The sequence below is a fragment of the Aneurinibacillus migulanus genome (genome assembly GCF_001274715.1).
Lineage (GTDB): Bacteria > Bacillota > Bacilli > Aneurinibacillales > Aneurinibacillaceae > Aneurinibacillus > Aneurinibacillus migulanus.
In genome coordinates this window covers 3896266-3918502 of record NZ_LGUG01000004.1, presented here as the reverse complement: position 1 = coordinate 3918502, position 22237 = coordinate 3896266, and the positions used below count along the sequence as shown (strand labels likewise).

20 protein-coding genes are annotated in these 22237 nt (G+C 41.6%); 18 read left to right on the top strand and 2 right to left on the bottom strand.

All coding sequences use genetic code 11. The features are described from left to right. Positions 1 to 7 precede the first annotated feature (7 nt). The gene (locus AF333_RS20605; protein ID WP_043067045.1) at positions 8 to 1339 is read left to right on the top strand and encodes an ArgE/DapE family deacylase; all 1332 of its coding nucleotides are present in this window, start codon (positions 8 to 10) and stop codon (positions 1337 to 1339) included. Positions 1340 to 1531: 192 nt separating this feature from the next. Here the strand turns inward: AF333_RS20605 and AF333_RS20600 are convergent, their stop codons facing one another. Beyond that, complete coding sequence (locus AF333_RS20600) at positions 1532 to 2413, bottom strand: LysR family transcriptional regulator (protein ID WP_043067044.1); 882 nt, start codon at positions 2411 to 2413, stop codon at positions 1532 to 1534. A gap of 127 nt (positions 2414 to 2540) precedes the next feature. Here AF333_RS20600 and AF333_RS20595 point away from each other — a divergent pair, with 127 nt between their 5' ends. The 9 genes from AF333_RS20595 to lysA all read left to right on the top strand — a co-directional run bounded on the left by AF333_RS20595 (position 2541) and on the right by lysA (position 13997). Further along, positions 2541 to 3734 (top strand): YbfB/YjiJ family MFS transporter, encoded by a 1194-nt coding sequence (locus AF333_RS20595; RefSeq protein WP_080787829.1) that lies wholly within the window; start codon positions 2541 to 2543, stop codon positions 3732 to 3734. A 125-nt stretch (positions 3735 to 3859) separates the two neighbouring features. After that, complete coding sequence (locus tag AF333_RS20590) at positions 3860 to 6310, top strand: WG repeat-containing protein (protein ID WP_043067043.1); 2451 nt, start codon at positions 3860 to 3862, stop codon at positions 6308 to 6310. 273 nt (positions 6311 to 6583) lie between these two features. Beyond that, positions 6584 to 7924: a hypothetical protein gene (locus AF333_RS20585; RefSeq protein WP_043067042.1), complete on the top strand. Its 1341-nt coding sequence runs from the start codon at positions 6584 to 6586 to the stop codon at positions 7922 to 7924. 34 nt (positions 7925 to 7958) lie between these two features. Then, entirely contained in the window at positions 7959 to 9551 is a 1593-nt protein-coding gene (locus tag AF333_RS20580; RefSeq protein WP_043067041.1) for an N-acyl-D-amino-acid deacylase family protein, read from the top strand. Positions 9552 to 9570: 19 nt separating this feature from the next. Further along, the gene (locus AF333_RS20575) at positions 9571 to 10380 is read left to right on the top strand and encodes a serine hydrolase (RefSeq protein WP_043067040.1); all 810 of its coding nucleotides are present in this window, start codon (positions 9571 to 9573) and stop codon (positions 10378 to 10380) included. A gap of 12 nt (positions 10381 to 10392) precedes the next feature. Continuing rightward, positions 10393 to 11220: an ABC transporter substrate-binding protein gene (locus tag AF333_RS20570; RefSeq protein WP_043067039.1), complete on the top strand. Its 828-nt coding sequence runs from the start codon at positions 10393 to 10395 to the stop codon at positions 11218 to 11220. 23 nt (positions 11221 to 11243) lie between these two features. Next, on the top strand, positions 11244 to 11912 hold the full coding sequence (locus AF333_RS20565; RefSeq protein WP_043067038.1) for an amino acid ABC transporter permease: 669 nt from the start codon (positions 11244 to 11246) through the stop codon (positions 11910 to 11912). An 8-nt stretch (positions 11913 to 11920) separates the two neighbouring features. Further along, a complete protein-coding gene (locus AF333_RS20560; protein ID WP_152643733.1) occupies positions 11921 to 12643 on the top strand; it encodes an amino acid ABC transporter ATP-binding protein in 723 nt (240 codons plus the stop codon). A gap of 37 nt (positions 12644 to 12680) precedes the next feature. Continuing rightward, positions 12681 to 13997: a diaminopimelate decarboxylase gene (lysA, locus tag AF333_RS20555; protein WP_043067054.1), complete on the top strand. Its 1317-nt coding sequence runs from the start codon at positions 12681 to 12683 to the stop codon at positions 13995 to 13997. A 221-nt stretch (positions 13998 to 14218) separates the two neighbouring features. Here lysA and AF333_RS20550 read toward each other — a convergent pair whose 3' ends face one another. Further along, entirely contained in the window at positions 14219 to 14878 is a 660-nt protein-coding gene (locus tag AF333_RS20550; protein ID WP_043067036.1) for a LolA family protein, read from the bottom strand. 552 nt (positions 14879 to 15430) lie between these two features. On the opposite strand from AF333_RS20550, the gene AF333_RS20545 reads away from it, so the two are divergent. The 8 genes from AF333_RS20545 to AF333_RS20510 form a co-directional block, all read left to right on the top strand. Then, the gene (locus tag AF333_RS20545) at positions 15431 to 16936 is read left to right on the top strand and encodes a 4-hydroxyphenylacetate 3-hydroxylase family protein (protein ID WP_407638657.1); all 1506 of its coding nucleotides are present in this window, start codon (positions 15431 to 15433) and stop codon (positions 16934 to 16936) included. Positions 16937 to 16958: 22 nt separating this feature from the next. Then, the gene (locus tag AF333_RS20540) at positions 16959 to 17852 is read left to right on the top strand and encodes a hypothetical protein (protein ID WP_052812179.1); all 894 of its coding nucleotides are present in this window, start codon (positions 16959 to 16961) and stop codon (positions 17850 to 17852) included. After that, the gene (locus tag AF333_RS20535) at positions 17821 to 18735 is read left to right on the top strand and encodes a catechol 2,3-dioxygenase (protein WP_043067034.1); all 915 of its coding nucleotides are present in this window, start codon (positions 17821 to 17823) and stop codon (positions 18733 to 18735) included. The genes AF333_RS20540 and AF333_RS20535 overlap by 32 nt, the downstream gene beginning before the upstream one ends. 13 nt (positions 18736 to 18748) lie before the next feature. Then, entirely contained in the window at positions 18749 to 19549 is an 801-nt protein-coding gene (locus AF333_RS20530; RefSeq protein ID WP_043067033.1) for a 2-keto-4-pentenoate hydratase, read from the top strand. Further along, complete coding sequence (locus AF333_RS20525; RefSeq protein ID WP_043067032.1) at positions 19546 to 20433, top strand: acetaldehyde dehydrogenase (acetylating); 888 nt, start codon at positions 19546 to 19548, stop codon at positions 20431 to 20433. Before AF333_RS20530 ends, AF333_RS20525 begins: the two co-directional genes overlap by 4 nt. 11 nt (positions 20434 to 20444) lie before the next feature. Then, entirely contained in the window at positions 20445 to 21458 is a 1014-nt protein-coding gene (gene dmpG / locus AF333_RS20520; protein ID WP_074715512.1) for a 4-hydroxy-2-oxovalerate aldolase, read from the top strand. A 20-nt stretch (positions 21459 to 21478) separates the two neighbouring features. Further along, positions 21479 to 21691 carry a hypothetical protein gene (locus AF333_RS20515; RefSeq protein ID WP_043067031.1) on the top strand — a complete coding sequence of 71 codons (213 nt, stop codon included), beginning with the start codon at positions 21479 to 21481 and terminating at the stop codon, positions 21689 to 21691. 82 nt (positions 21692 to 21773) lie between these two features. Beyond that, the coding region (locus AF333_RS20510; RefSeq protein WP_053432730.1) for a transposase at positions 21774 to 22237 on the top strand (464 nt) is incomplete at its 3' end.

Below are 22237 nucleotides of genomic sequence, written 5' to 3'. Positions count from 1 at the left end.
CATAAGGATGAAAACAAACTGGACAGCGCGTGTGAATGAGTGGGTAGAGCAGAATCGGGGATTTATGATAGGCTTGCTGCAAGAAATGGTTCGTTTCAAAAGTATAAACCCCAACTTTATGGACACTCCGAGCAAAAGCGAGAGCGCTCAGCTGCAGAACTTTATTGAAGAACAGTTGGTATCGTGGGGACTTACCGTAGATAAATGGGATGTCTACGAAAATCAACCGAATGTCGTTGCAACTGTAGAGGGGAAGAAAGAAAAAGCTTCCTTTATTTTGAACGGACATGTGGATGTTGTACCGGTAGGAAGTGTGTCCGAATGGAATTTTGATCCTTGGGCAGGAGAGATTCACGATGGAAAGTTGTATGGGCGGGGATCATGTGATATGAAAGCCGGTGTTGTAAGCAATATGATGGCGGCTAAATTTATGCTTGATATGGGTATCGAACTGTCTTCGGATCTTCAGCTTCATATTGTGATTGACGAAGAAAGCGGAGGTGCAGGTACACGTTCTGTACTTGAGCGGGGCTATGTAGGGAATGGCGTTATTGTAACAGAACCGACCAATGAAAAGATCAATCCTGTAGAAGGGGGATTGCAGTGGGCGCGCGTCATCGTCAAAGGAGCTTCAGCACATACCGGATGGCGATACAGTCATATTTATCCCGGTTATGAACAAACAGGAGTCAACGTAATTGAAAAATCGTTGAAAATCATGCAGGTGGTTTTAGCGTTAGAAAAAGATTGGGGATTGAGTAAGTCGCATCCTCTGCTTCCGCCAGGGATTACTACGATTAATCCGGGCATTATGCTGGCCGGTTCTGGAGAGAAAGACGGACGTCCTGAAACTATAACGAATCCTGCGATTGTTCCCGATTATTGTGCCATGGAATTTGATATTAAATATTTACCCACAGAGACAACAGAAGACATTAAAAAAGAATTTGAGGCCGCCGTCCATAGCGTCTCTGCTACGGATCGCTGGTTACAGCAGCATCCTCCACAAATAGAGTGGGGCGTGCGAGGTGTCGATTTTCCACCAGTCAATACACCGGTAGATCATCCATTGGTCTTTGCCCTAGCAACGAGTCAACGACGGTTGGGGGGGTCTCCGACATATGAAGGATTTGTGGCTGTGTGCGATGCTGCTTTCTATGCAGGAAAAGGAATTCCTGCGGTGATTTATGGCCCATATGGTGCTAATTTACATGGACCGGACGAGTATGTAGAGATTGAATCCATATATGAGGTTACGAAAGCATTGATTCTGACCGTTCTGGAATGGAATGGTATATTGCAGAATGACATAGTCGTTTGCGAACAGGAAGCCCAATAACTCCACAGCTGCTAAGCTTCCAGCCGTGTGCGAGGTATATGTGCTAGGGCGCGGACCGTAATCTGTGCCCTCTCCGTAAAGCAGATGGAAAAGGAAAATTACACAATCGATTGTAAACTGATTGAATAAAAATTTAGCTTAAGAAAAAAGGCATTCGATTTGTTCAGAATGCCTTTTTTAAACTGTAAAAAATTAACCAGCATTGCATTTTTCTGATGTAAGCATATGAACAAACTCATGAAACGCAGGTGTCTTTACGCTGTCTTTATGATAAACATACCTTGTTGTTACTATCCCTTTCTTATGAGGCAAAGGATATTGTACCAGTTCTTTGTTCTGATTACGTTCGTCTACTACTGATTTTGTTAGCATAGATATGCCTAAACCTGCCCTGACACACCCCGCTATTCCTTCCAGTGTATTTAGCTCCATCATTTTTTCAGGAATGATTCCTTTGGAACGTAGCCAGTCTTCCAATACTTTTCGATAAAAGCATCCTGATTTAAAAACGATAATATTTTGTTTCCTCAAATAGTTTGTGTCTTCTATATTTGATGGGTGATTACTGTTGCATATGATGACTAATTCTTCTTCGAAGACGTCTATTCCATCCAATGCTGGATGGTTTATCTCACCAGCAATAAACGCACCTTCGATTTCACGGTTTATCACTTTTTTTATAAGTTGATCTGTACTATCTGTTTGTAAAACCAAATCTACCTCAGGATATTTCTTATGATAAGCGGAAAGAAGTGGAGGTAACCTTACAGCGGCAGTGGTTTCCATAGCCCCAATTGTAAGTGTTCCAGATGGGAATTTCGGATAGGTAATCTCTTTTTTTGATTCCTCCATTAGCTGTAATATTTTTTCTGTGTAGTGTAGAAGGGTCTTACCGGTTGAAGTAAGAGAAACGCCATGTCTATGACGATAAAAGAGCTGCGTATGATATTCTTTTTCCAAACGTTGAATTTTTGCGGTGATATTGGATTGAACAAAATTTAATTTCTCAGCCGCTTTTGAAATGTTTTGTTCTTTGGCAACTACGCTAAAAGTATACAGATCTTCAAGATTCATATCGTTCCCCTCATTTTCTCTGATATCACTTTTTTTGATGGTAAACATAAAAAAGTATCATTTTACTTATTGATTTTACCACGATTATGATAAATGAAAAGAATATGTTCATAGGAGAGGGTTATCGATGGGACATAAAATGCATATAAAGAATCCAATTATCCCCCTTGTAGGAGGCATTATTTCGCTTATGGTTGCGATGGGGATTGGCAGGTTTGCTTACACCCCTATTTTACCTATTATGCAGGGTCACGTTCACTTTTCGGAAGCAATGGCTGGCTACCTTGCATCATATAATTACCTAGGATATCTTCTTGGTGCTTTGTCTGCCAGTATGCTTGCGTGGCGTAAAGGAAAATCGTTTTATGTAAAGGTATATTTACTTATAAGCATCTTGACGACAATTCTTATGGGAACAACAGAGAACTTCATGTATTGGTCTGGTTTACGATTGATATCCGGCTTTAGCAGTGGAGTTGTATTTGTGTTTGTCGCTAGTATTGTTTTGGATTCTTTAGAGCAACGAGGCCGTACAATGTGGTCAGGTTTTTTTTATAGCGGTGTAGGAATCGGTATTTTTTTAACCGGATTGATTGTACCAATTCTAAATGATTTTTGGGGATGGGAATGGACCTGGGTAGGTTTGGGTTTTATAGCGATGTTCATTGGTATTTTTCCGGTGGTATTTATGCGGGAAGTTCCTAGTTTAGTGAGAACGGAGCAGTTAGCGACGCGGATTGATGGTTCTACAGGAAAAAAGGGCTTGTTGATAGGGCTGATTGCCTCATACGGGTGCGAAGGAATGGGCTATATTGTGAGCGGTACATTTTTGGTAGCTATGGTAGAGGGAATTCCTGGTTTAGGTACTCTTTCCGCTCTGAGCTGGGCTTTTGTAGGCGTAGCTGCTGCGCCTTCCTGTTGGATATGGGCAGTCATTGCCAAAAAATACAGCAATATAGTAGCATTGTATGCCGCTTACGTTGCCCAAATGATTGGGGTTATATTACCTGTCATATTTCCGAGTACAGTAGGAGTGTTAACGGGTGCTCTTTTATTTGGAGCGACATTTATGGGCATCACCATGTTAACGATATCGGAAGCGCGGAATATTTTCCCGCAACACAGCAGTAAAATTATTGGTTATTTAACAGTTTCCTATGGAATTGGGCAAATTATGGGACCTATAATAGCTGGCGTGCTAACGACAAGAACAGGGAATTACAACGGAGCTCTTCTCTTTGCATCTATTACCCTGCTAAGCGGAATGCTTTTTTTGTCAGCAGCATATATAAAAAGAGTATTGCAACGGAAACCGGAATGAAGCTATATTTGGCTGCATTTCGGTTTTTATTTTAATGGATGAGCGGCCAAGCCCACGAGTTTTTCTTATATAACAATCATCATCGACATAGGAATAAGAGAAAGAATCTGAGAGGTGGGAAAGAGATGGACGCTAGCATCATGGCTTTAGTGAGGAGGTATCTACCTCCAGGCGCCAAGCTAAGTGTAGTAGCGGAACCTTACCGAAAAGCGGCTGTTTGTGTAGCTGATATGGATGGCGATGGTATTCCAGAAATTATAGCAGGGTATAAATGGGAAGGTCAGCCATATGTAATGATTATAAAACATTACAATCATACCTGGTATAAAGCAGCAACAATAAAAGGACCAGGCTATGATATTACGTACTTAAATACAGCTCTGGTAACAGGTGATAAAGCTATGGATTTGCTCATCGGTTGGCAGACAGGAGCAATCTGGTCCGAGCTCAACATTTTTACGTATACGGACGAAGTGCTCAACAAAGTAGTCGGCGGGGTGTATTATAGTCGGATTGAAGTGGAGGATATGCCCGGAAAGAATGGGAAGGATGGAAAAGCTGAAATCGCGTTATGGCAGCACGATACAGGAGAAGCGTATCGGGTAGATGTCTACCGTTGGGAAGACGGAAAGCTGATCTCGGCACCTGATGTATATCCATACTATTTTAAGAAGGTTGCCGCTTATTATGAAGAAAGAGTAAAAGAAGAGCCGCAGGCGGCATTTTATTGGTATTACCTCGCCGATGCGTGGCTTAAGGCAGGTATGCCAAGGCGGGCCTTGCAAGCTGTTGATGCTGCTCTTGCCCTGCATTCTTCCTATCCTTCAGAAAAAGAACTGCTTGCTTTAAAAGAACAAGCACTATCAAAAAGCAGGATGAGGAACGTGTCATTGTATCCGGCTCGAATTAAGGAAGTCGGAGGGACGAAGTGGGGGTACATCAATTCCATGGGAAATTTTATTATCCCACCGGAATATAGCTATGCCTACCCTTTTCAAGAGAATAAGCTGGCTATCGTAGAGAAGGAAGAAGGTTCCGGGATAATTAATGAAGCAGGGAAATTTATTGTAAGGCCGAAATATGACTTCATTCAGCCGTTCTCCGAAGGGCTGGCCATCGTACAGGATAAATCTGGATCAAGGGTAATCGATCAGCAGGGTCGGGAAATTACCGCCAAGCCGTATGCATATATCTCTTCATTTCAGGAAGGAAGAGCCGTATTTCAAAATCAGAGGATGCAATACGGCTATTTGGATGTGGAGGGACGGGAGGTTATTCCGGCAATCTATACGTATGCGAATGATTTCCAAGGAGGATATGCCGTTGTAAAAGTAAAAGAGGGTGAGTATGCCTTACTTAATAAAAAAGGGGGGATCGAAGAACGCTATCCGTATGCTTTTGTTGGCACTCTAGGAGACGGACTATTGGCATTTCAAGAAACGGAGCAAGGAAAGTACGGTTTTATCAATAAAAGCGGCCAGGTTGTGCTTCCTCCTAGCTATACGGGGGTACAGCCCTTTCAGAAAGGAAGAGCGATTGTAAATGTTGCGGAAGATTACCATAACCGGTATGGTGTGATCGATAAAGCGGGTACGTTTATCATCAAGCCGCAATACAACGATATCGAAGAGTTAGGCGAGGAACGGTTTGCTGTCGGCATACCAGTAGATGAGGATAAACCGTTTGTTGGCTCAAAGTATGCTATTTACGACACGAATGGAAATCAGCTTACCAACTTTATATATAGAGGTGTTCTGCCTTATAAAGAAGGGCTAGCCTCTGCCTATGATGATACCAATACATTTTTTATAAATACGAGCGGGCGGAGGGCAAGCGGGTGGCCAGTTGTCGCCGGTATGGGAACATTGTCTCTGGAAGGAGAAGTGATTAAGGCGAACGTTGATCAGAGGATTTCGTATTTGAATAAAGCGGGAGAGACGGTATGGAGAGAGAATACGGTAATCCCTCTAGGAGGAACGTACGAGGTACAGGAGAAAAAATACAAACCGAATAAGGACTATCTCGTCTATTATCCACAAGTATCGGGAATAACGGATAAAAACATTCAGGCATCTGTCAATGCGCAGCTGAAGAAGCTGTCAGAGGTAAAGGATATTCCCGCTGACATACAGCTTGATTATAATTATTTCGGCGATTTTGACGGTCCATTTTTTAGGAAGCATTTACTTGTGCTCAAGCTTGCTGCTTACAATTATCCATTCGGCGCAGCTCATGGCATGCCAACGGAAATCTATCCTCACGTCGATATAGTGAGCGGCCGGTTTTACGAGCTGAAAGATTTGTTCAGAAGAGACGTTGATTATGTAGCGGTACTAAGTGCTATTATTGAAAAACAAATTAAGACGAACGAGAAATATTCCTATGTATGGCTAGATCAGTATAAGGGAATCAAGCCTGATCAGCCTTTCTATGTGGATAGTGATGCACTGTACATTTATTTCTATCCGTATGAAATCGCTCCCTATGCGGCCGGATTTCCAACCTTCCGTATTCCATATAGCGAAATTATGGATATTATTGATACAGGGGGAGCCTTTTGGCAGTCTTACCATTAAAAAACATAATCATTGCATGCCTTGCCTTTGTTTTTTCGAGCACTATACTCATTGTAGTAATAGACAGGTCCTTAATATATAAGATGCAGCGCATTCTTGCCTGCATCTTTTTTGTCTTATATTACCTGGAATATCAATACAAAAGCCAATCTATCATATAAGGTTTATCGCACGATTAAATAAGGTCTATTAACGGAAATTGACCTTATTTACATATGTGCATACTATAAATAATAAGAATAATTAGTCAATTTTAGATGGAAAGGGAGATACATGAAGATTCAGGTTACCTTATTTACGCCATTTGACTTTGTGTCAGAAATTGTAAGCGAAGCTCAACATTTCCCTGAGTTGAACATAAAAACGTGTAGTTACCAGGACATAAATCAAACGCTGGAACTTGTACACCAAAATAAAGAAACGACTGATGTATTTTTATTTGCTGGACCTATTCCATACCAGATTACCCGCGAACAGGTAGAAATTCAAAAGCCGATGATCTACCTTCCCCACACAGGGACCAGCCTATATCGTGCCTTTTTTCAAATGCTTCGTGATAACAGATACAAAGAAAAAGACCATGGCATTAGATTTAGCATTGATATTTTAAAAAAAGAAGAAATTTTGGATAGACTTCATGAGCTAGAAATATCGGTTGAGCAGTTGTTTATAAAAGAATATCAAATAAACCTTACATCCACTGATATCATGATGTTTCATTATGATTTATGGAAAAGAAAACAAGTAGAGGTTGTACTCACTTGTGTAGCTTCCGTATACAACCAATTAGTCTCTTTAGGTGTACCTTGCTACAGGATTATCCCTACCAGGTCTACTATTAGAGAATGTTTACAAAGAGTTCAACTAGAAGGGAAAAGTTCTCAACTAAGCGGGACCCAACTTGCCATTGGCATCATCTGGATTGACGACTTTTCTATGAGACAAAGTTCTGCGGAGTACGAAGTTCAACGCAAAAAACTCGGGTTGCAACAAGTTTTAATCGACTACAGTGAAGAGATACAAGCGCTTATTAACTGGTCGGATCGAGATGAGATTACTTTTGTTACTACGCATGGGGTCATTGAGAAATCGACCCATAACTTTAGAGAATATCCCTTATTGGATGAAATTGTGAATCGGTTACATTTAAAAGCAAATATTGGGATTGGGTTTGGCAGGTCTGCTAATGAAGCTGAAAGAAAGGCTAGGGAAGCATTGTCAAAAGCGAAGTCTCAAGGTATAGGAAGTTGTTATGTCATGATGCACGATGGGGAGGTCTTAGGGCCATTAGGGAATAATTATCAAATTCGGTATTCCATTCGCTCGGATAACCCGGACTTAATAAAGCTAGCCCGCAACATTGGATTAAGTGTGGGAACATTAAATAAAATCATTTCCTTCTGTCAGAATTACGGGAAGTATAGAATTTCAGCATTAGATTTGTCTCACGCATTTGGGATTACATTGCGAAGTGCGCGGAGAATCCTGAGCAAACTGGAGCAAGGAAATTTAGCTGTGATAGTAGGTGAAGAACAACCTGTAAGCAGGGGGAGGCCGAGGCAATTGTACAACATTAATGTAGAGTTGATACCGGATACTGTACAAAATTCATAAGGAAAAGTTGAATATGTTGTTAAAGGAGAGGAAGATGACAGTGTTTGACTTTGTGATTCGAAATGGCATGGTATGTGATGGAAGTGGGAATCCGTGGACAAGGTTAGATATTGGCGTTTCTAATGGAAGAATAAGAAGGATAAAAAAAGGGATCGAGGAGAAAGGAAGATATGAAATAGATGCTGGCGGATTAGTAGTTTCCCCGGGCTTTATTGATCCGCATTCCCATTCTGACTTATGGTGCATGAAACCGCAGGTGCATTATATTCGTGCTTTACAGGGCATTACAACAGAGGTATTTGGACAAGACGGTATATCCGTTGCTCCTATTTCTGAGAGTACAAAACCGTTATGGCAAAAACAGTTGAAAGGATTAAATGGTGATATAGGAAGCTGGCCATGGAATACGGTGGAGGAATATTTAGGCTATCTGGATCAGATGAAAATGGTGGGAAATGCTACATATCTTATTCCGCATGGAGCCGTCCGAACGCTCGTAATGGGATTTGAGGGACGCGCGGCAAAGGTCGATGAAATACGTCTGATGGGAGAACTTGTTGAGGAAGGGATGAAGCAAGGAGCATTTGGAGTTTCCTCCGGCATTCAATATCCGCCTTGTGTGTATGCCGATAAAGAGGAATTAAGTGAAATTTGTAAAAGTGCAGCCAAGTATGATGGTTGTTTTATGGTACATATCCGAAATGAAAGTAATCAATCACTTGAAGCGTTAGATGAAGTGATTGATGTGGCACGAATGTCAGGAGTGCGACTCCATGTCTCCCACTTTAAAGTTTGTGGGAATGTGAACCGTGATAAGTTTTCGGTAGCACTAGAAAAATTGGATGCTGCACGTGCAGAGGGAGTTGAAGTAACGTTTGATCAATATCCTTATACGGCCGCTTCTACCGTTTTTCATGCTGTTCTTCCACCATGGATGCACGATGGAGGAACGGAAGACATGTTAGCACGACTCCAAAATCCCCAAACACGTGAAAAGATTAAATGGGACATGGCGAATAATGGAGAGTACGATAACACAGTAAAAAATAATGGATGGGAAAATATCGTTATCGCCTCCGTAGCATCAGAAAAAAACCGGGAAATTCAGGGGAAAAGTGTGGCGGAAATTGCCAAGTTATGGGGGAAAAGTCCTGACGATACAGCAATGGATTTATTAATTGAAGAAGAGGCAGCTATCACTATGATCATCCATTGGGGGGAAGACGAAGACGTAATTAAGGCAATGCAACACCCTTTACAAATGGTTGGCTCGGATGGCGTATTTGGAGGGAAACCACATCCTCGCCTATATGGTTCTTTTCCAAGGGTATTAGGGCATTATGCAAGAGAGAAAAAGGTGTTTCCTATTTGGGAAGCTGTCCGAAGAATGACCCATGCGCCAGCCCAGCTTTTGCGTTTGCCAGACAGGGGGCTGATTCGTGAAGGATATCAAGCGGACATTGTTGTTTTTAACCCGAATACTGTTTTGGATCGAGCGACTTATCATGAGCCTTTACAAGAGTGCGTTGGCATTGAGCATGTTTTGGTTAATGGAGCTTGGGTCGTGAAAGATGGGTGCTTTACAGGCGCTACAGCAGGAAAGGTCATACGTAGACAGTTAACCTAAGTAAAAAAGGAGAAAGAGTATGAAGCAATTAGATGCTTACATTTCACGACTTATAGAGGAGACCTGCGGAACATGGGGGATTGTGATTGAAGATTTGGATGAGGATAAGCGATGGGAATGGAATACACAGGAGTCTTTTCTTGCTGAAAGCATCATAAAAGTTCCCGTTATGGCTGCTGCCTTTGCAGCTGTAGAAAAAAAGCAGTTTCACTTACATGATTATGTATGTTTGAAGAAAGAAGACATGGTGGGCGGAACAGGGGTTCTTCAGCATCTAACTCCAGGGGTTCAGTTAACTATATATGATTTAATTACTTTAATGATTATACAAAGTGATAACACAGCAACTAACATAGTAATTGATCTTGTAGGAATGGAATGTATTCAGGAAACTCTGGAAGAGTTAGGAATGGAAAAAAGCCAGTTTCATCGCAAAATGATGATTTACCCTGTTCACATAGAAAGTAAGAACGTAATAACAGCCGATGATGCATCTACTTTATTGAAAAAGCTTGCCACAGGAACATTTCGTTCACGGCATGCTTGTGAACAGATGATTCAAATTCTAAAAAAGCAGCAAATCTGCAATGGCTTATCATCTATGTTGCCTTCACATCAAGCCAATCTAATCGGAAGCCCCCCTGGATGGGAGTTTGCAAGCAAATCAGGATGGGATGATGATAGGCAGCATGATATAGGGATTTTATATACAGGACAAAGAACATTTACAATATCAGCTTTGTCAAAGGGAGGGAATTCTTTACAAGCTAAACAAGCATTGGGAAAAATTGGTTTGGTAGTTTTTGAGTATGCAATTTCAAAAAAATAGGGGGAACAAACGATGAAGAAGCTGTCAATGGGAATAGGGCTACTCTTGTTTTTGTCCATGTTTTTATTTGGGTGTAGTTCGATGATAGATACAACTTCGAAAAGTGATTCTGAACATTCTAATAAATACAAAACGATAACAGAAGGAAAACTAACGTTTGCGCTGAGTGGAATGGCGAAGCCTTATAATTATACGGACCAAAATAACACTCTGATTGGATTTGATGTGGATATTGCAAATGAGGTAGCCAAGAGACTTGGGCTGCAACCCGTACCGGTTCAGACTACATGGGGTTCGATTCTACAAGGGCTTAAGGCAGGGAAATATGATGCAATCATTGGTGGAATGTCTATTACTGAAGAGCGTGCGAAGCAAGTTGACTTCTCGCAACCATATTTCCTCTCTCAAGCGGTTATATTCGTAAATGAAAACAATTCATCCGGTATAAAGGGGAAAGAGGATTTACAAGGAAAAGTAGTTGGAGTCGTTACTGCTTCTACGTACAAAGATTTTGCTCAGGAACTGGTAGGTCCGAACGGAAAAGTAAGGGAATATGAAACCGATATTTTTGCACTGCAAGAGTTGAAAAATGAAGGACGGGTCGACGCTGTCATTACAGACCTCGGTGTAGGACAGCATGCGATTCAGGAAAGCAATATTCCTGTGAAAGCAGTAGGGCAACCAGTATACGTAGATAAATGCGGAATCCCTGTACAAAAAGGAAACAAGGAATTAGTAGAAGCGATAAATAAGGCGCTGGAGGAAATGAGAGCGGATGGAACATATTTGGAGATTAGTAAGAAATGGTTTAATAAGGACATGTTAGCTACTTCGAACTAATCAAGTGAGGAGGAAATGGAATCATGGAGCCATTTTTACAATTGCTTTCAGAAACATGGTTCGGCTTTTTAAAGGCGGCTTGGTTTACTGTTCAGATGACAGCAACCTCTCTGGTCATTGCCATTATAATTGGCTTAGCTTTTGCTTTTTTCCGCATTTCCCACTCTAAAATTCTGGTAGGTATAGCAAAGGTTTACATTATTGTGATTCGTGGAACCCCACTGATTCTACAAATTATGGTTCTTTACTTTGGAATTACAAAAATTATCATGTTAAGTGACTTTTGGGCTGGATCATTAGCGCTTGCGATTCATAATGGAGCTTATATTGCAGAAATATTCCGTGGCACCATCCAATCGATCGATAAGGGACAGATGGAAGCGGCACGCTCACTCGGTATGAAGTATTCTTTAGCCATGCGAAGAATCATTATGCCCCAGGCATTTAAGAGAGCGATCCCTCCATTGGGAAATCAGTTTATTATCGGTCTAAAAGATTCTTCGCTCGTAGGATTAATCGGCTATAATGAACTGTACTTAGCCTCTCAATCTACAGCGGCCCGAACCTTCCTACAGTTTGAGGCTTATAGCATTGCAGGTCTCTATTATTTGATATTAGTTCTTTTCTTTACATTTATTCTTTATAAAGTAGAACGTCGACTAGATGTAGGGAAAGGGGCCGTAAGTTCATGAAGGAAACGATGATTGAAGTAAAGAATGTAAATAAATCCTTCGGCAATCTGCATGTACTAAAAGACTGCAGTATAGAGGTGGCAAAAAGTGAGGTAGTGGTTCTCATAGGCGCCAGTGGTTCGGGAAAAAGCACGCTTCTCAGATGTCTGAATTTTTTGGAAATTATTGATGGTGGCACCATTACTATTTCCGGCAAAAAAATTGATCCGAAAAAAGAAAATGTAAACCATATTCGTGAACAAGTAGGGATGGTTTTTCAACATTTTAATTTATTTCCTCATATGACGGTTCTTGAAAATATTATTGAAGCCCCGATCCATGTGAAGAAAGTCAATAAAAAACAGGCGATTGAACACGCCCGGCAACTTCTCATAAAAGTTGGATTGCTTGATAAAGAAAATGCATATCCTGATCAATTATCAGGAGGACAAAAGCAAAGGGTAGCAATTGCTAGAGCGTTGGCCATGAAACCAGATATTATGTTGTTTGATGAACCGACATCAGCATTAGATCCCGAATTGGTTGGAGAGGTATTGTCCGTCATGAAGGATTTAGCTATGGAAGGAATGACGATGGTGGTAGTTACACATGAAATGGGGTTTGCCCGAGAGATGGCTGACCGTGTTGTTGTTATGCACAATGGAAATATCATTGAAGAGGGGCCGCCAGATCAAATATTTCAGCAGCCTTCCCATGAAAGAACACAACGTTTTTTAAGCAAAGTTTTGTAATGAAGCGTATGCCTTACAATCAAGAGGGGGGAATATGTTGTATCTGACTGGAACATCGCGTATTAATTCTTTGGGTCACTTAGAGATTGGGGGATGTGACTGCGTACAGCTAGCGGAGCAGTATGGTACGCCTTTATATATATATGATGAATGGCTCATCCGTGAAAAGTGTCGTCGGTATATGCGGGCTTTTGAAAAAACCGAAATGCCTTTTAAGATAGCGTATGCGAGCAAAGCTTTAAGTATCAAGGCTGTCTGTCAAATCATTCATGAGGAAGGTTTGCATTTAGATGTTGTTTCTGGCGGGGAACTTTATACGGCTCTTTCAGCCGGTTTTCCCTCCAAACGTATCCATTTTCACGGAAATAATAAATCCGAGGAAGAAATTGAATTTGCGTTAGGATCAGATATTGGATGTTTTGTGGTGGATAATTTTTGTGAATTATCTATGCTGGATCGCCTGGCGAAAAAACACCGGAAAATTGTCCCGATTCTCCTAAGGATTACACCAGGGATTGAATCGGGTACCCATCATTACATATCTACGGGTCGCCAGGATTCAAAATTTGGGTTTGATTTGGATACGAATCAAGCGTATGAAGCGGTGAATAGGGCGCTAAATCTATCGTCTATTCATTTGCTTGGCCTTCATTCACATATTGGTTCACAAATACTAGACGCAAAAAAATTTGAGTCTACGATAGCAATCATGGTCAAATTCCTGGATACGCTCCGTTCGTCACTCTCTTTTACTGCGGAAGTTCTTAATGTGGGAGGAGGATTCGGAATCCGGTATCATGTAGGAGACACGCCACTTTCGGAAGAAGGATACATTCAGGCGATCGTGTCTGCGGTAAAAGAATTCTTTCACAATATCGATTATCCAGTACCTGAAATTTGGGTTGAACCAGGGAGAAGCATTGTAGGAGAGGCTGGTACGACACTATATACAGTCGGAGCGATTAAAGAAATACCAGGGATTTGTAAATATGTTTCTGTAGATGGAGGGATGACAGATAATGTGCGTCCTGCCCTCTATCAAGCAAAATATGAAGCCATAGTAGCCAATAAAGCCGCTCATCTAAATGAGGAAACAGTAGATATAGCAGGGAAATGCTGCGAGTCAGGAGATATTTTAATAAAAGGTATACATGTTCCTAAAGTGCAATTCGGCGATTTATTAGCTGTATTTTGCACGGGTGCTTACGGTTATTCGATGGCAAGTAATTATAACCGAATTCCACGTCCTCCTATTGTATTTGTTAAAGAGGGAAAATCAACGATTGTTGTGGAAAGAGAGACATATCGGGATTTGTTGGCAAAAGAGCATACACTCCATAAGCACAACGTTTGAGCGTTTAGTCTTTGTAGGATAGTGAGAGAGAAGAGAGCGAAAAGATGATAGCTTTTAAATGAAAAGCGTAGAAAGGTTTTTAAGCCTTGCTACGCTTTTTTTATCGTAAAAGAGAGGTTTGATGAAGCGAACATTCGCTTTTCTTATAGGAAATTTCTTGTTTTTCACAACCAGTTCGAAATCAAAGAGAAAAGAAACAGAACACATAACAAATCAGTGATTTACAAGTTCGTAATGTCGATTTCTTTAATTTTTACATTATCGGGTAAATCTAAATCAAAAGTAGATTTCTCGAATTGTGGCTTTTCTTGGATTTCGCTGTATACAACTTTAGCTTGATTATTCTTGCCATAGGTGATGATTTCTTTAGTGATAAGTCCAGTTTCTTCATCAACCCACACATTGGAAGCGTTTAGTTTATTTTCCGCTTTTTCAGTTGTGAAGTGGTATACTTTTTTACCGTCGACTATTTCTTCCCCTTTTTTCGTATAATCGTCGAGCTTCTTTACGCCCTTAAACAGTTCACTAATTTGCTTGTCCAGAGAAGAATGACCTTCTTTGACAGAGGTAACCAAGGCAATGTTAGAACCTTTCTTGTAATATGTAATTTGTTTTCCATCATTAACGATATAGCGTACATCATCATTATCACCAGTCAGTTCAAGACGGAATTTTTTATCGTGAGAGAAGTGCCATTCTTTCACTTTGAAAATTTTTGTTACGTCGTCTTTTGTAATCGTAGCCGTCGACTCAGCATAGAACTTGTTCGGCAGTATTTGTTTTTTCGGCACTGCAGCTTCAGCAGCGAAAGCGGAGGGCAGTGAAGCGGATATCATCGTGACAGCAGCAAGTATTCCTGTAGCGAGCATTTTCTTTTTCAAAACAATTTCTCCTTACACATTTTTATTGTTTGTCTTTCTTAAAACATAAGAAATTAATGCTATAAAACTGGAGTAAACACCAAATATTATATATATGATATTTAACTTGCTTACGATGATAACAACAATAGCCAAGAAAATAAATCAGAAACATGATAAATAGGTCCATATTTCAAACTATTGTATGAACAATGAAATAAATAGAACGATTTTCAGTTGGATAATTATTCCTTTTTCGCTTCTAGATAAAACTTCCTTACTATTACATTTAATTCTTACTAAAGGTCCAACAATATATCCATCAAGTTAAGAATTTCTTACACCTCGAAAAAATACATCTTTACAGGATGATTTTCGGTTTGTATTTTATATGCTTGTACAAACGTTCATTAAAAATCAATTTATTATTACCAACATAAATATACAGAAAATAATAAAAATTCAGTCATGTCATGTCGTAGTTTGTTTCTCAAACATCCATTACGATTTACATATACACATCATGCATGTATAGCCAAAATAAAGAGCTGAGCTGGAGGTAGATGAAAATTGATGAATGGAAAAGAATACATCGAAAGCTTAAAAGATAACCGAACCATTTATTTAAATGGAGAAAAAATCGACGATGTAACCACACATCCTGCCTATCGCAATTCCGTCCGTTCCATTGCCAGACTGTACGATGCAATACATGATCCGAATAAAGCATCCGTGCTGACGACAAAAACAGAGCAAGGATATACAACGCATAAGTTTTTTAAAGAAGCAAAAAGCGTACAGGATTTATTGGAAGCAAGGGACGCCATTGCCGAGTGGGCAAAGTTAAGCTATGGCTTTATGGGAAGATCCCCTGATTACAAGGCATCCTTTACCGCTCAATTGAACGCATATTCTGATTATTATCAAGGCTTTGAAGCGAACGCGAGGCACTGGTATGAAAAAGCAGGCAAAGAGCTTCCGTTCATTAATCACACAATCATTAATCCACAGGTTGATCGTTCAAAATCACTGCATGAAAACAAGGATGTATTTGTACGCGCAATTGCCGAACGTGATGATGGAATTGTTGTAAGCGGTGCCAAAATGGTTGGAACGTCTGCTGCACTTACTCATTATAATTTCGTCTCCAATTATGGACCGACGGATTTGGGTGATGGAGACCAAAGCCATGCATTAATTTTCTTTGTAGCGATGGATGCGCCTGGAGTGAAGATGATTAGCCGCCAATCGTTTGAATTGCAAGCTTCACGTGCAGGCTCTCCGTTTAATTATCCGCTATCGAGTCGTTTCGATGAAAACGATGCGGTAATCGTTCTCGATAACGTGTTTGTTCCGTGGGAAAATGTATTGGCTTATAAAAACGTTGATGTGACGAACAAGTTTTTTGTGGAAACCGGCTTTATTAACCGTTTTACATTTCAGGGCTGTACCCGTTTTGCTGTTAAATTGGACTTTATGGCAGGACTGCTGCTTAAGGCGACGGAACAGGCGGGAACGAATCAATTCCGAGGTGTTCAAGCTAATATCGGAGAAGTAATTGCATGGCGTAATCTTTTCTGGTCGCTCTCTACTTCAATGGCTACCGATCCGATGCCAGGATGGAACGGGACGGTTATGCCAAATTTGAAATACGGAGCTACCTATCGTGCACTTGCCCCATTCGTATGGCCGAAAATAAAAAATATTTTTGAACAAGTGATTGCAGGCGGCTTAATACAATTGCCTTCAAGCGCAGAGGACTTCATGAATCCAGAACTCCGTCCGTATTTAGATAAGTATTACCGTGGCTCAGGGGTTGAAGCAGAAGAACGTGTGAAGCTGTACAAAATGATTTGGGATGCGGTTGGTACGGAATTTGGAGGGCGTCATGAGCTGTATGAAATCAACTATGGCGGCAACACGGAAAACATTCGATTAGAAATGGTAAAGTTTGCTGATGCGATGGGGGATAGCGACACATACAAGAGCTTTGTTGATCAGGCGTTAAGCGAATACGATCTTACCGGCTGGACCGTGAATAACTGGATTAACCCTGAAAAAGAGCTAGTAGAACAATAACGTACTTTGAAGGGGAATGAGTGTGAAAACCGTATGGATTACCCATGAAAAAAGAGAAGGCTCTATTCAAAAAAGCCCTTGTGTAGCAGCGCTTGGTTTTTTTGATGGCGTTCATATCGGACATCAAACGGTTATTACAAAAGCAAAGAAAATTGCTGTGCAGAGAAATTTGAACCTGGCTGTCATTACGTTCTTTCCCCATCCAAAAGAAGTGCTTTCAGACGGAGCTCATTCGGTCCGCTATTTAATGCCATTTACCATGAGACAAGAAAAGCTTGAGCGGCTTGGGGTGGACATCTTGTATGTCGTTCGTTTTAATCCGATGTTTGCGGCTCTTTCGCCGCAACAGTTTGTGAAGGATTACTTGCTCGCCTTGCATGTGAAACATGTTGTTGCCGGTTTTGATTTTACGTATGGATGTAGGGGAGAAGGCAATATGGACACGATAAAAGGACACGGTCGGGGACAGTTCGATGTAACGACTGTTGCAAAAGTAAATCAGGCGGACGGAAAAATTAGTTCTACACGAATAAGAGAGATGCTTGCAGTGGGCAAAGTAGGAAGCATTCCTGAATATCTTGGAAGCTTTTATGAAACGAAGGGGAGAATTCATTCCGTTTATCCTTTTGGACAAAGCGGGGGATACTTGACAGCCATAGTTAGTATAGATAGATATTTTACTCTTCCAAAACCGGGTGTGTATGAAACGGAGGCAATGATCGATTCCCAATATCACATGTTTGTTTCTCGTATTCGTCCCAATGACATGTCCATCGTTGAAGTAGAAAGCGAGTTCTTACAAGAGTTGGAGCAGCATAAAGAGATTTGTCTGAAATGGATTAGACGTCTGCATGAAATATTTGATGGACAGGGGGATAAGATGCATGAACAGCATTTTGCGTATCGGCCGAATTGAATTGCGTGTAATGGATTTGGAACTATCCGCAGAGTACTACAGGAATGTTATTGGTCTTGAAGAAATGGCACGGGATAATGAGCGCGTGTATTTAAAAGCTTGGGATGAATACGATCATCACAGCATCATCTTGAAAAAAGCAGATGCACCGGGAATGGATCATATGGCATTCAAAGTAAAAGGCCCGTACGAATTGGAAGTGCTTGAACGTAAAGTCGAACAATTTGGTTGCAAGACATGGCGTATTTCACACGGTTCTCGTATTGCTGAAGGAGAAGCGATTCGCTTTGAAATCCCGACAGGTCACGAAGTTGAACTTTATAGTGATATCGAATTTGTCGGGACAGGGACCGGTTTTACTAATCCTGATCCGTGGCCGGATAATTTGCGTGGAATTGCTCCGCATCGGCTCGATCATGCCTTGCTAACAGGTAATGATATCGAAACTGTAACACGCTTTTTTACAGAGGTACTAGGCTTTAGGCAAACGGAAAAAATTATCACGGTCGACGGGGAGCAGATGTTGGGCAGTTTCCTTGCGATAACGAATACAGCGCATGATCTTGCATTTGTAAAAGGGCCTGATAATAAATTCCATCATGCAGGATTCCATGTGGATAACTGGTATGAGGTATTGAAGGCGGCTGACATTTTATCCAAAAATAAAATTAATATTGAAGTTACCCCAACACGACATGGCATTACACGCGGACAGACCGTATACTTCTTCGATCCGTCCGGCAACAGGAATGAAGCGTTCGCCAGTGGGTACATCACGTATGCAGATTTTCCGACGATTACATGGACAGAGGATCAAATCGGCACCGGAATTTTCTATCATCGCCGTGAATTAGTCGAATCGTTTTCAAAAGCATTAACATAGAGGTGAGAAGAAAATGACAGCACATCTACATGAAGAAATCGCTCAACAGCTAATGGACGCCGAAAAAACGAAAGTACCTATTCGTCCGCTAACAGAAACATACCCGGACATATCGGTTGAGGATGCGTACCGTATTCAGCTTGCTGCGATCGAGAGGAAGACGAGGAATGGCGCACGGATTGTAGGTAAAAAAATAGGTTTAACAAGCAAAGCAATGCAGGATATGTTCAATGTTACTCAGCCGGATTACGGGCATCTGCTTGATAGTATGATGCACATTGACGGGGAAATCGTGGATATCGGTATATTTTTGCAGTCAAAGCTAGAAGTAGAGATCGCATTTATACTAAAAAAAGATATAAAAGGACCTGGTATTTCCTCCCTTGATGTCATTGATGCAACGGATTATGTCATCCCTGCCTTTGAGATTATTGATAGTCGGATTCAAGATTGGAAGATTGCATTTGAAGACACGGTCGCAGACAACGGGTCATCGGCATGTGCCATTCTTGGTGGGAGCCCGACCCCTCTTGAACGTCTGGATTTGCAACACATTGGTATGGTCATGAGTAAGAATGGTAGACAAATTGATACAGCGGCAGGTGCAGCTGTAATGGGAAATCCGATTCGAGCGGTTGCCTGGCTTGCAAATGCCATTGGAGAATATGGGATTGCCTTAAGAGCGGGGGAAGTGATTCTATCCGGTGCTTTTACAGCTGCCGTTCCGATTGAAGCGGGAGATACATTTACAGCTGAATTTGCTCATATCGGTTCTGTCTCTGTGTCGTTTAGCAAGAAAGGCGGTACGGCATGAACAAGGTAAAAGTAGCGGTTATCGGGTCAGGAAATATCGGTACGGATTTAATGTATAAAATCGAGCGGAGCGAATGGTTGGAAAACAGTGCAATGATAGGGATTGATCCGCATTCGGAAGGATTAAAAAGAGCAAGAGAACATGGACTTCGCATATTTGATAACGGAATTGAAGGCTTTTTGGAAGAGTCGGAGCTAGCTGATATCGTCTTTGACGCGACAACGGCGAAGGCACATTTGCTTCATAATCGGCGGCTTCAAGAAGCGGGCAAAAAGGTAATTGATTTGACGCCTGCCGCAATCGGTGAACTAGTCGTACCACCGGTAAATTTACAGCAAAGCGGTAAGCTGAATAACGTCAATATGATTACATGCGGAGGACAGGCGACGATCCCGATCGTTCATGCCATCAACCGTATAGTACCGGTTGCGTACGCAGAGATTATCGCCACTGTTTCCAGCAAAAGCGCAGGTCCCGGAACGAGAGCCAATATCGACGAGTTTACCCGTACAACGGCTAAAGGGATTGAAATGATTGGTGGAGCAAAAAAGGGGAAGGCGATTATTATTTTAAACCCGGCAGAGCCGCCGATCATGATGCGCGATACGATTCATGCGTTAATTGAAGAGGAAGGAAAAGAAGCGGAGATTATCTCTTCTATTAAAGAGATGGTACATTCTGTTCAGCAATATGTACCCGGCTATCGACTGCTGGGAGAACCAATTTTCGAGGGAAAGAAGCTGTCAGTCTTTATTGAAGTGGAAGGTGCCGGAGACTTCTTTCCTACTTATTCCGAGAATCTTGATATCATGACAGCGGCTGCCGTAAAAGTCGGTGAGGAACTGGCAAGGAAGCAAGCGATTCTTGTTAAAGATAAAGGATAGGGGGAGAGGGAGTGAAAAAAAGTAATACAAAACTACACCTTGTGGATGTAACCCTTCGAGATGGCAGCCATGCTATGAAACATGCTTTCACCGAAGAGCAAGTACGAAACGTCGCGCGCGGATTGGACCTAGCAGGTGTTGAATACTTTGAAGTTTCTCATGGCGATGGACTTGGGGGCTCCTCATTGCAATATGGATTATCTGTAGTTGATGAGATGAAGCTAATTTCAGCAGCACGCGAGGAATGCAAGCAAGCAAAAATCTCCGTTCTGCTTTTGCCAGGTATCGGTATACGCGAGGATTTGGAGAAAGCGGTAGATGCAGGGGCTGATATGGTACGCGTTGCCACGCATGTGACGGAAGCGGATGTAGCGAAACAGCATATTGAGTTGGGGAGAGAATTGGGATTGAAGACAGTTGGTTTTCTGATGATGGCGCACATGGCTCCGATAGGAAAGCTTGTTGAGCAGGCGCAATTATTCGAAAGCTACGGTGCAGAGGTCGTGTATGCAGTTGATTCCGCGGGAGCGCTCTTGCCTCATGAGGTGAAAGAAAGAATCGGTGCGATGCGGAAGAATCTGTCCTGTGACATCGGATTTCATGGTCATAACAACCTGTCTCTTGCGATGGCTAATACGATGGCGGCAATTGAAGAAGGAGCTACATATGTAGATGGAAGCCTTCGTTGTCTCGGAGCCGGAAGCGGAAATACGCAGACAGAGGTCATGGTTGCAGTACTGGACCGCCTTGGGTATGAAACAGGAGTCGAACTTTATCCGGTTATGGATGTTGCAAATAAGGTCGTTGCCGAATTTATGCCAAGGCCACAGGAGATCACAGGTTCAAGTCTTATTATGGGCTATTCCGGGGTATACTCAAGCTTTTTGCTTCATACTGAAGCTGCCGCCAAAAAATTTGGTGTTGATGAACGCGATATTCTAGTGGAACTCGGAAAGCGAAAAGCGGTCGGAGGTCAGGAGGATTTAATTCTCGAAGTAGCAAGTGCGATTGCGACAAATAAGTAAGTAGGAAAAGGAGGATACGGATGATTTTGACGGATACAGTGGAAGCCATCGCAGAAGAACTGTTTGCAGCTGAGGCGGAAATCCAGGAAATCGATACATTCGTCGAGCGTTATCCTGAGCTTGATACAAACTTGGCTTATAAAGTACAAGAGCGATTAATAGGAATGAAATGCACGCGTCAAAAGACCCGCGTACGAGGACACGAGGCCACTGAAAAAGTCCTCTTGACCTAAAAAAGGTATCATCCCTCCATTTGTGAGGAGATTATACCTTTTTTCTGTATAATCAAGGTATCAATTTATGCGGGTGGTTACGATGATTCAAAAACAACAATCCATGATCTTCAGTCCGTTTATGGCTATTTATGATTTGGTCATTCCAAAGGATAACCTGTTGCGAAAAATTAACGAACTGATCGACTTCTCTTTTTTATATGACGAGCTTAAAGATAAATATTGCCTTGATAACGGTCGAAACGCCATCGACCCGATTCGTATGTTCAAATATTTATTGTTGAAGTCGATCTATGACTTGTCTGATGTCGACGTGGTTGAACGTTCGAAATATGACATGTCTTTTAAGTATTTTCTTCAAATGGCGCCTGAAGAGTCTGTGATTGAATCAAGTTCATTGACCAAGTTTCGGAAACTGCGTTTAAAAGATATCGACCTTTTGGATATGTTGATCAATAAGACTGTAGAAATCGCCATTGAAAAGGGGATTATCAAAAGTAAAGCCATTATCGTCGATGCCACTCATACGAAAGCTCGGTACAATCA

Coding starts and splice junctions, on each gene's coding strand:
- AF333_RS20595 (WP_080787829.1), top strand. CDS start 2,541: ATGGGACATAAAATGCATATAAAGAATCCAATTATCCCCCTTGTAGGA.
- AF333_RS20530 (WP_043067033.1), top strand. CDS start 18,749: ATGACAGCACATCTACATGAAGAAATCGCTCAACAGCTAATGGACGCC.
- AF333_RS20580 (WP_043067041.1), top strand. CDS start 7,959: ATGACAGTGTTTGACTTTGTGATTCGAAATGGCATGGTATGTGATGGA.
- AF333_RS20585 (WP_043067042.1), top strand. CDS start 6,584: ATGAAGATTCAGGTTACCTTATTTACGCCATTTGACTTTGTGTCAGAA.
- AF333_RS20590 (WP_043067043.1), top strand. CDS start 3,860: ATGGACGCTAGCATCATGGCTTTAGTGAGGAGGTATCTACCTCCAGGC.
- AF333_RS20565 (WP_043067038.1), top strand. CDS start 11,244: ATGGAGCCATTTTTACAATTGCTTTCAGAAACATGGTTCGGCTTTTTA.
- AF333_RS20545 (WP_407638657.1), top strand. CDS start 15,431: ATGAATGGAAAAGAATACATCGAAAGCTTAAAAGATAACCGAACCATT.
- AF333_RS20570 (WP_043067039.1), top strand. CDS start 10,393: ATGAAGAAGCTGTCAATGGGAATAGGGCTACTCTTGTTTTTGTCCATG.
- AF333_RS20515 (WP_043067031.1), top strand. CDS start 21,479: ATGATTTTGACGGATACAGTGGAAGCCATCGCAGAAGAACTGTTTGCA.
- AF333_RS20525 (WP_043067032.1), top strand. CDS start 19,546: ATGAACAAGGTAAAAGTAGCGGTTATCGGGTCAGGAAATATCGGTACG.
- AF333_RS20560 (WP_152643733.1), top strand. CDS start 11,921: ATGATTGAAGTAAAGAATGTAAATAAATCCTTCGGCAATCTGCATGTA.
- AF333_RS20535 (WP_043067034.1), top strand. CDS start 17,821: ATGAACAGCATTTTGCGTATCGGCCGAATTGAATTGCGTGTAATGGAT.
- AF333_RS20600 (WP_043067044.1), bottom strand. CDS start 2,413: ATGAATCTTGAAGATCTGTATACTTTTAGCGTAGTTGCCAAAGAACAA.
- AF333_RS20575 (WP_043067040.1), top strand. CDS start 9,571: ATGAAGCAATTAGATGCTTACATTTCACGACTTATAGAGGAGACCTGC.
- AF333_RS20605 (WP_043067045.1), top strand. CDS start 8: ATGAAAACAAACTGGACAGCGCGTGTGAATGAGTGGGTAGAGCAGAAT.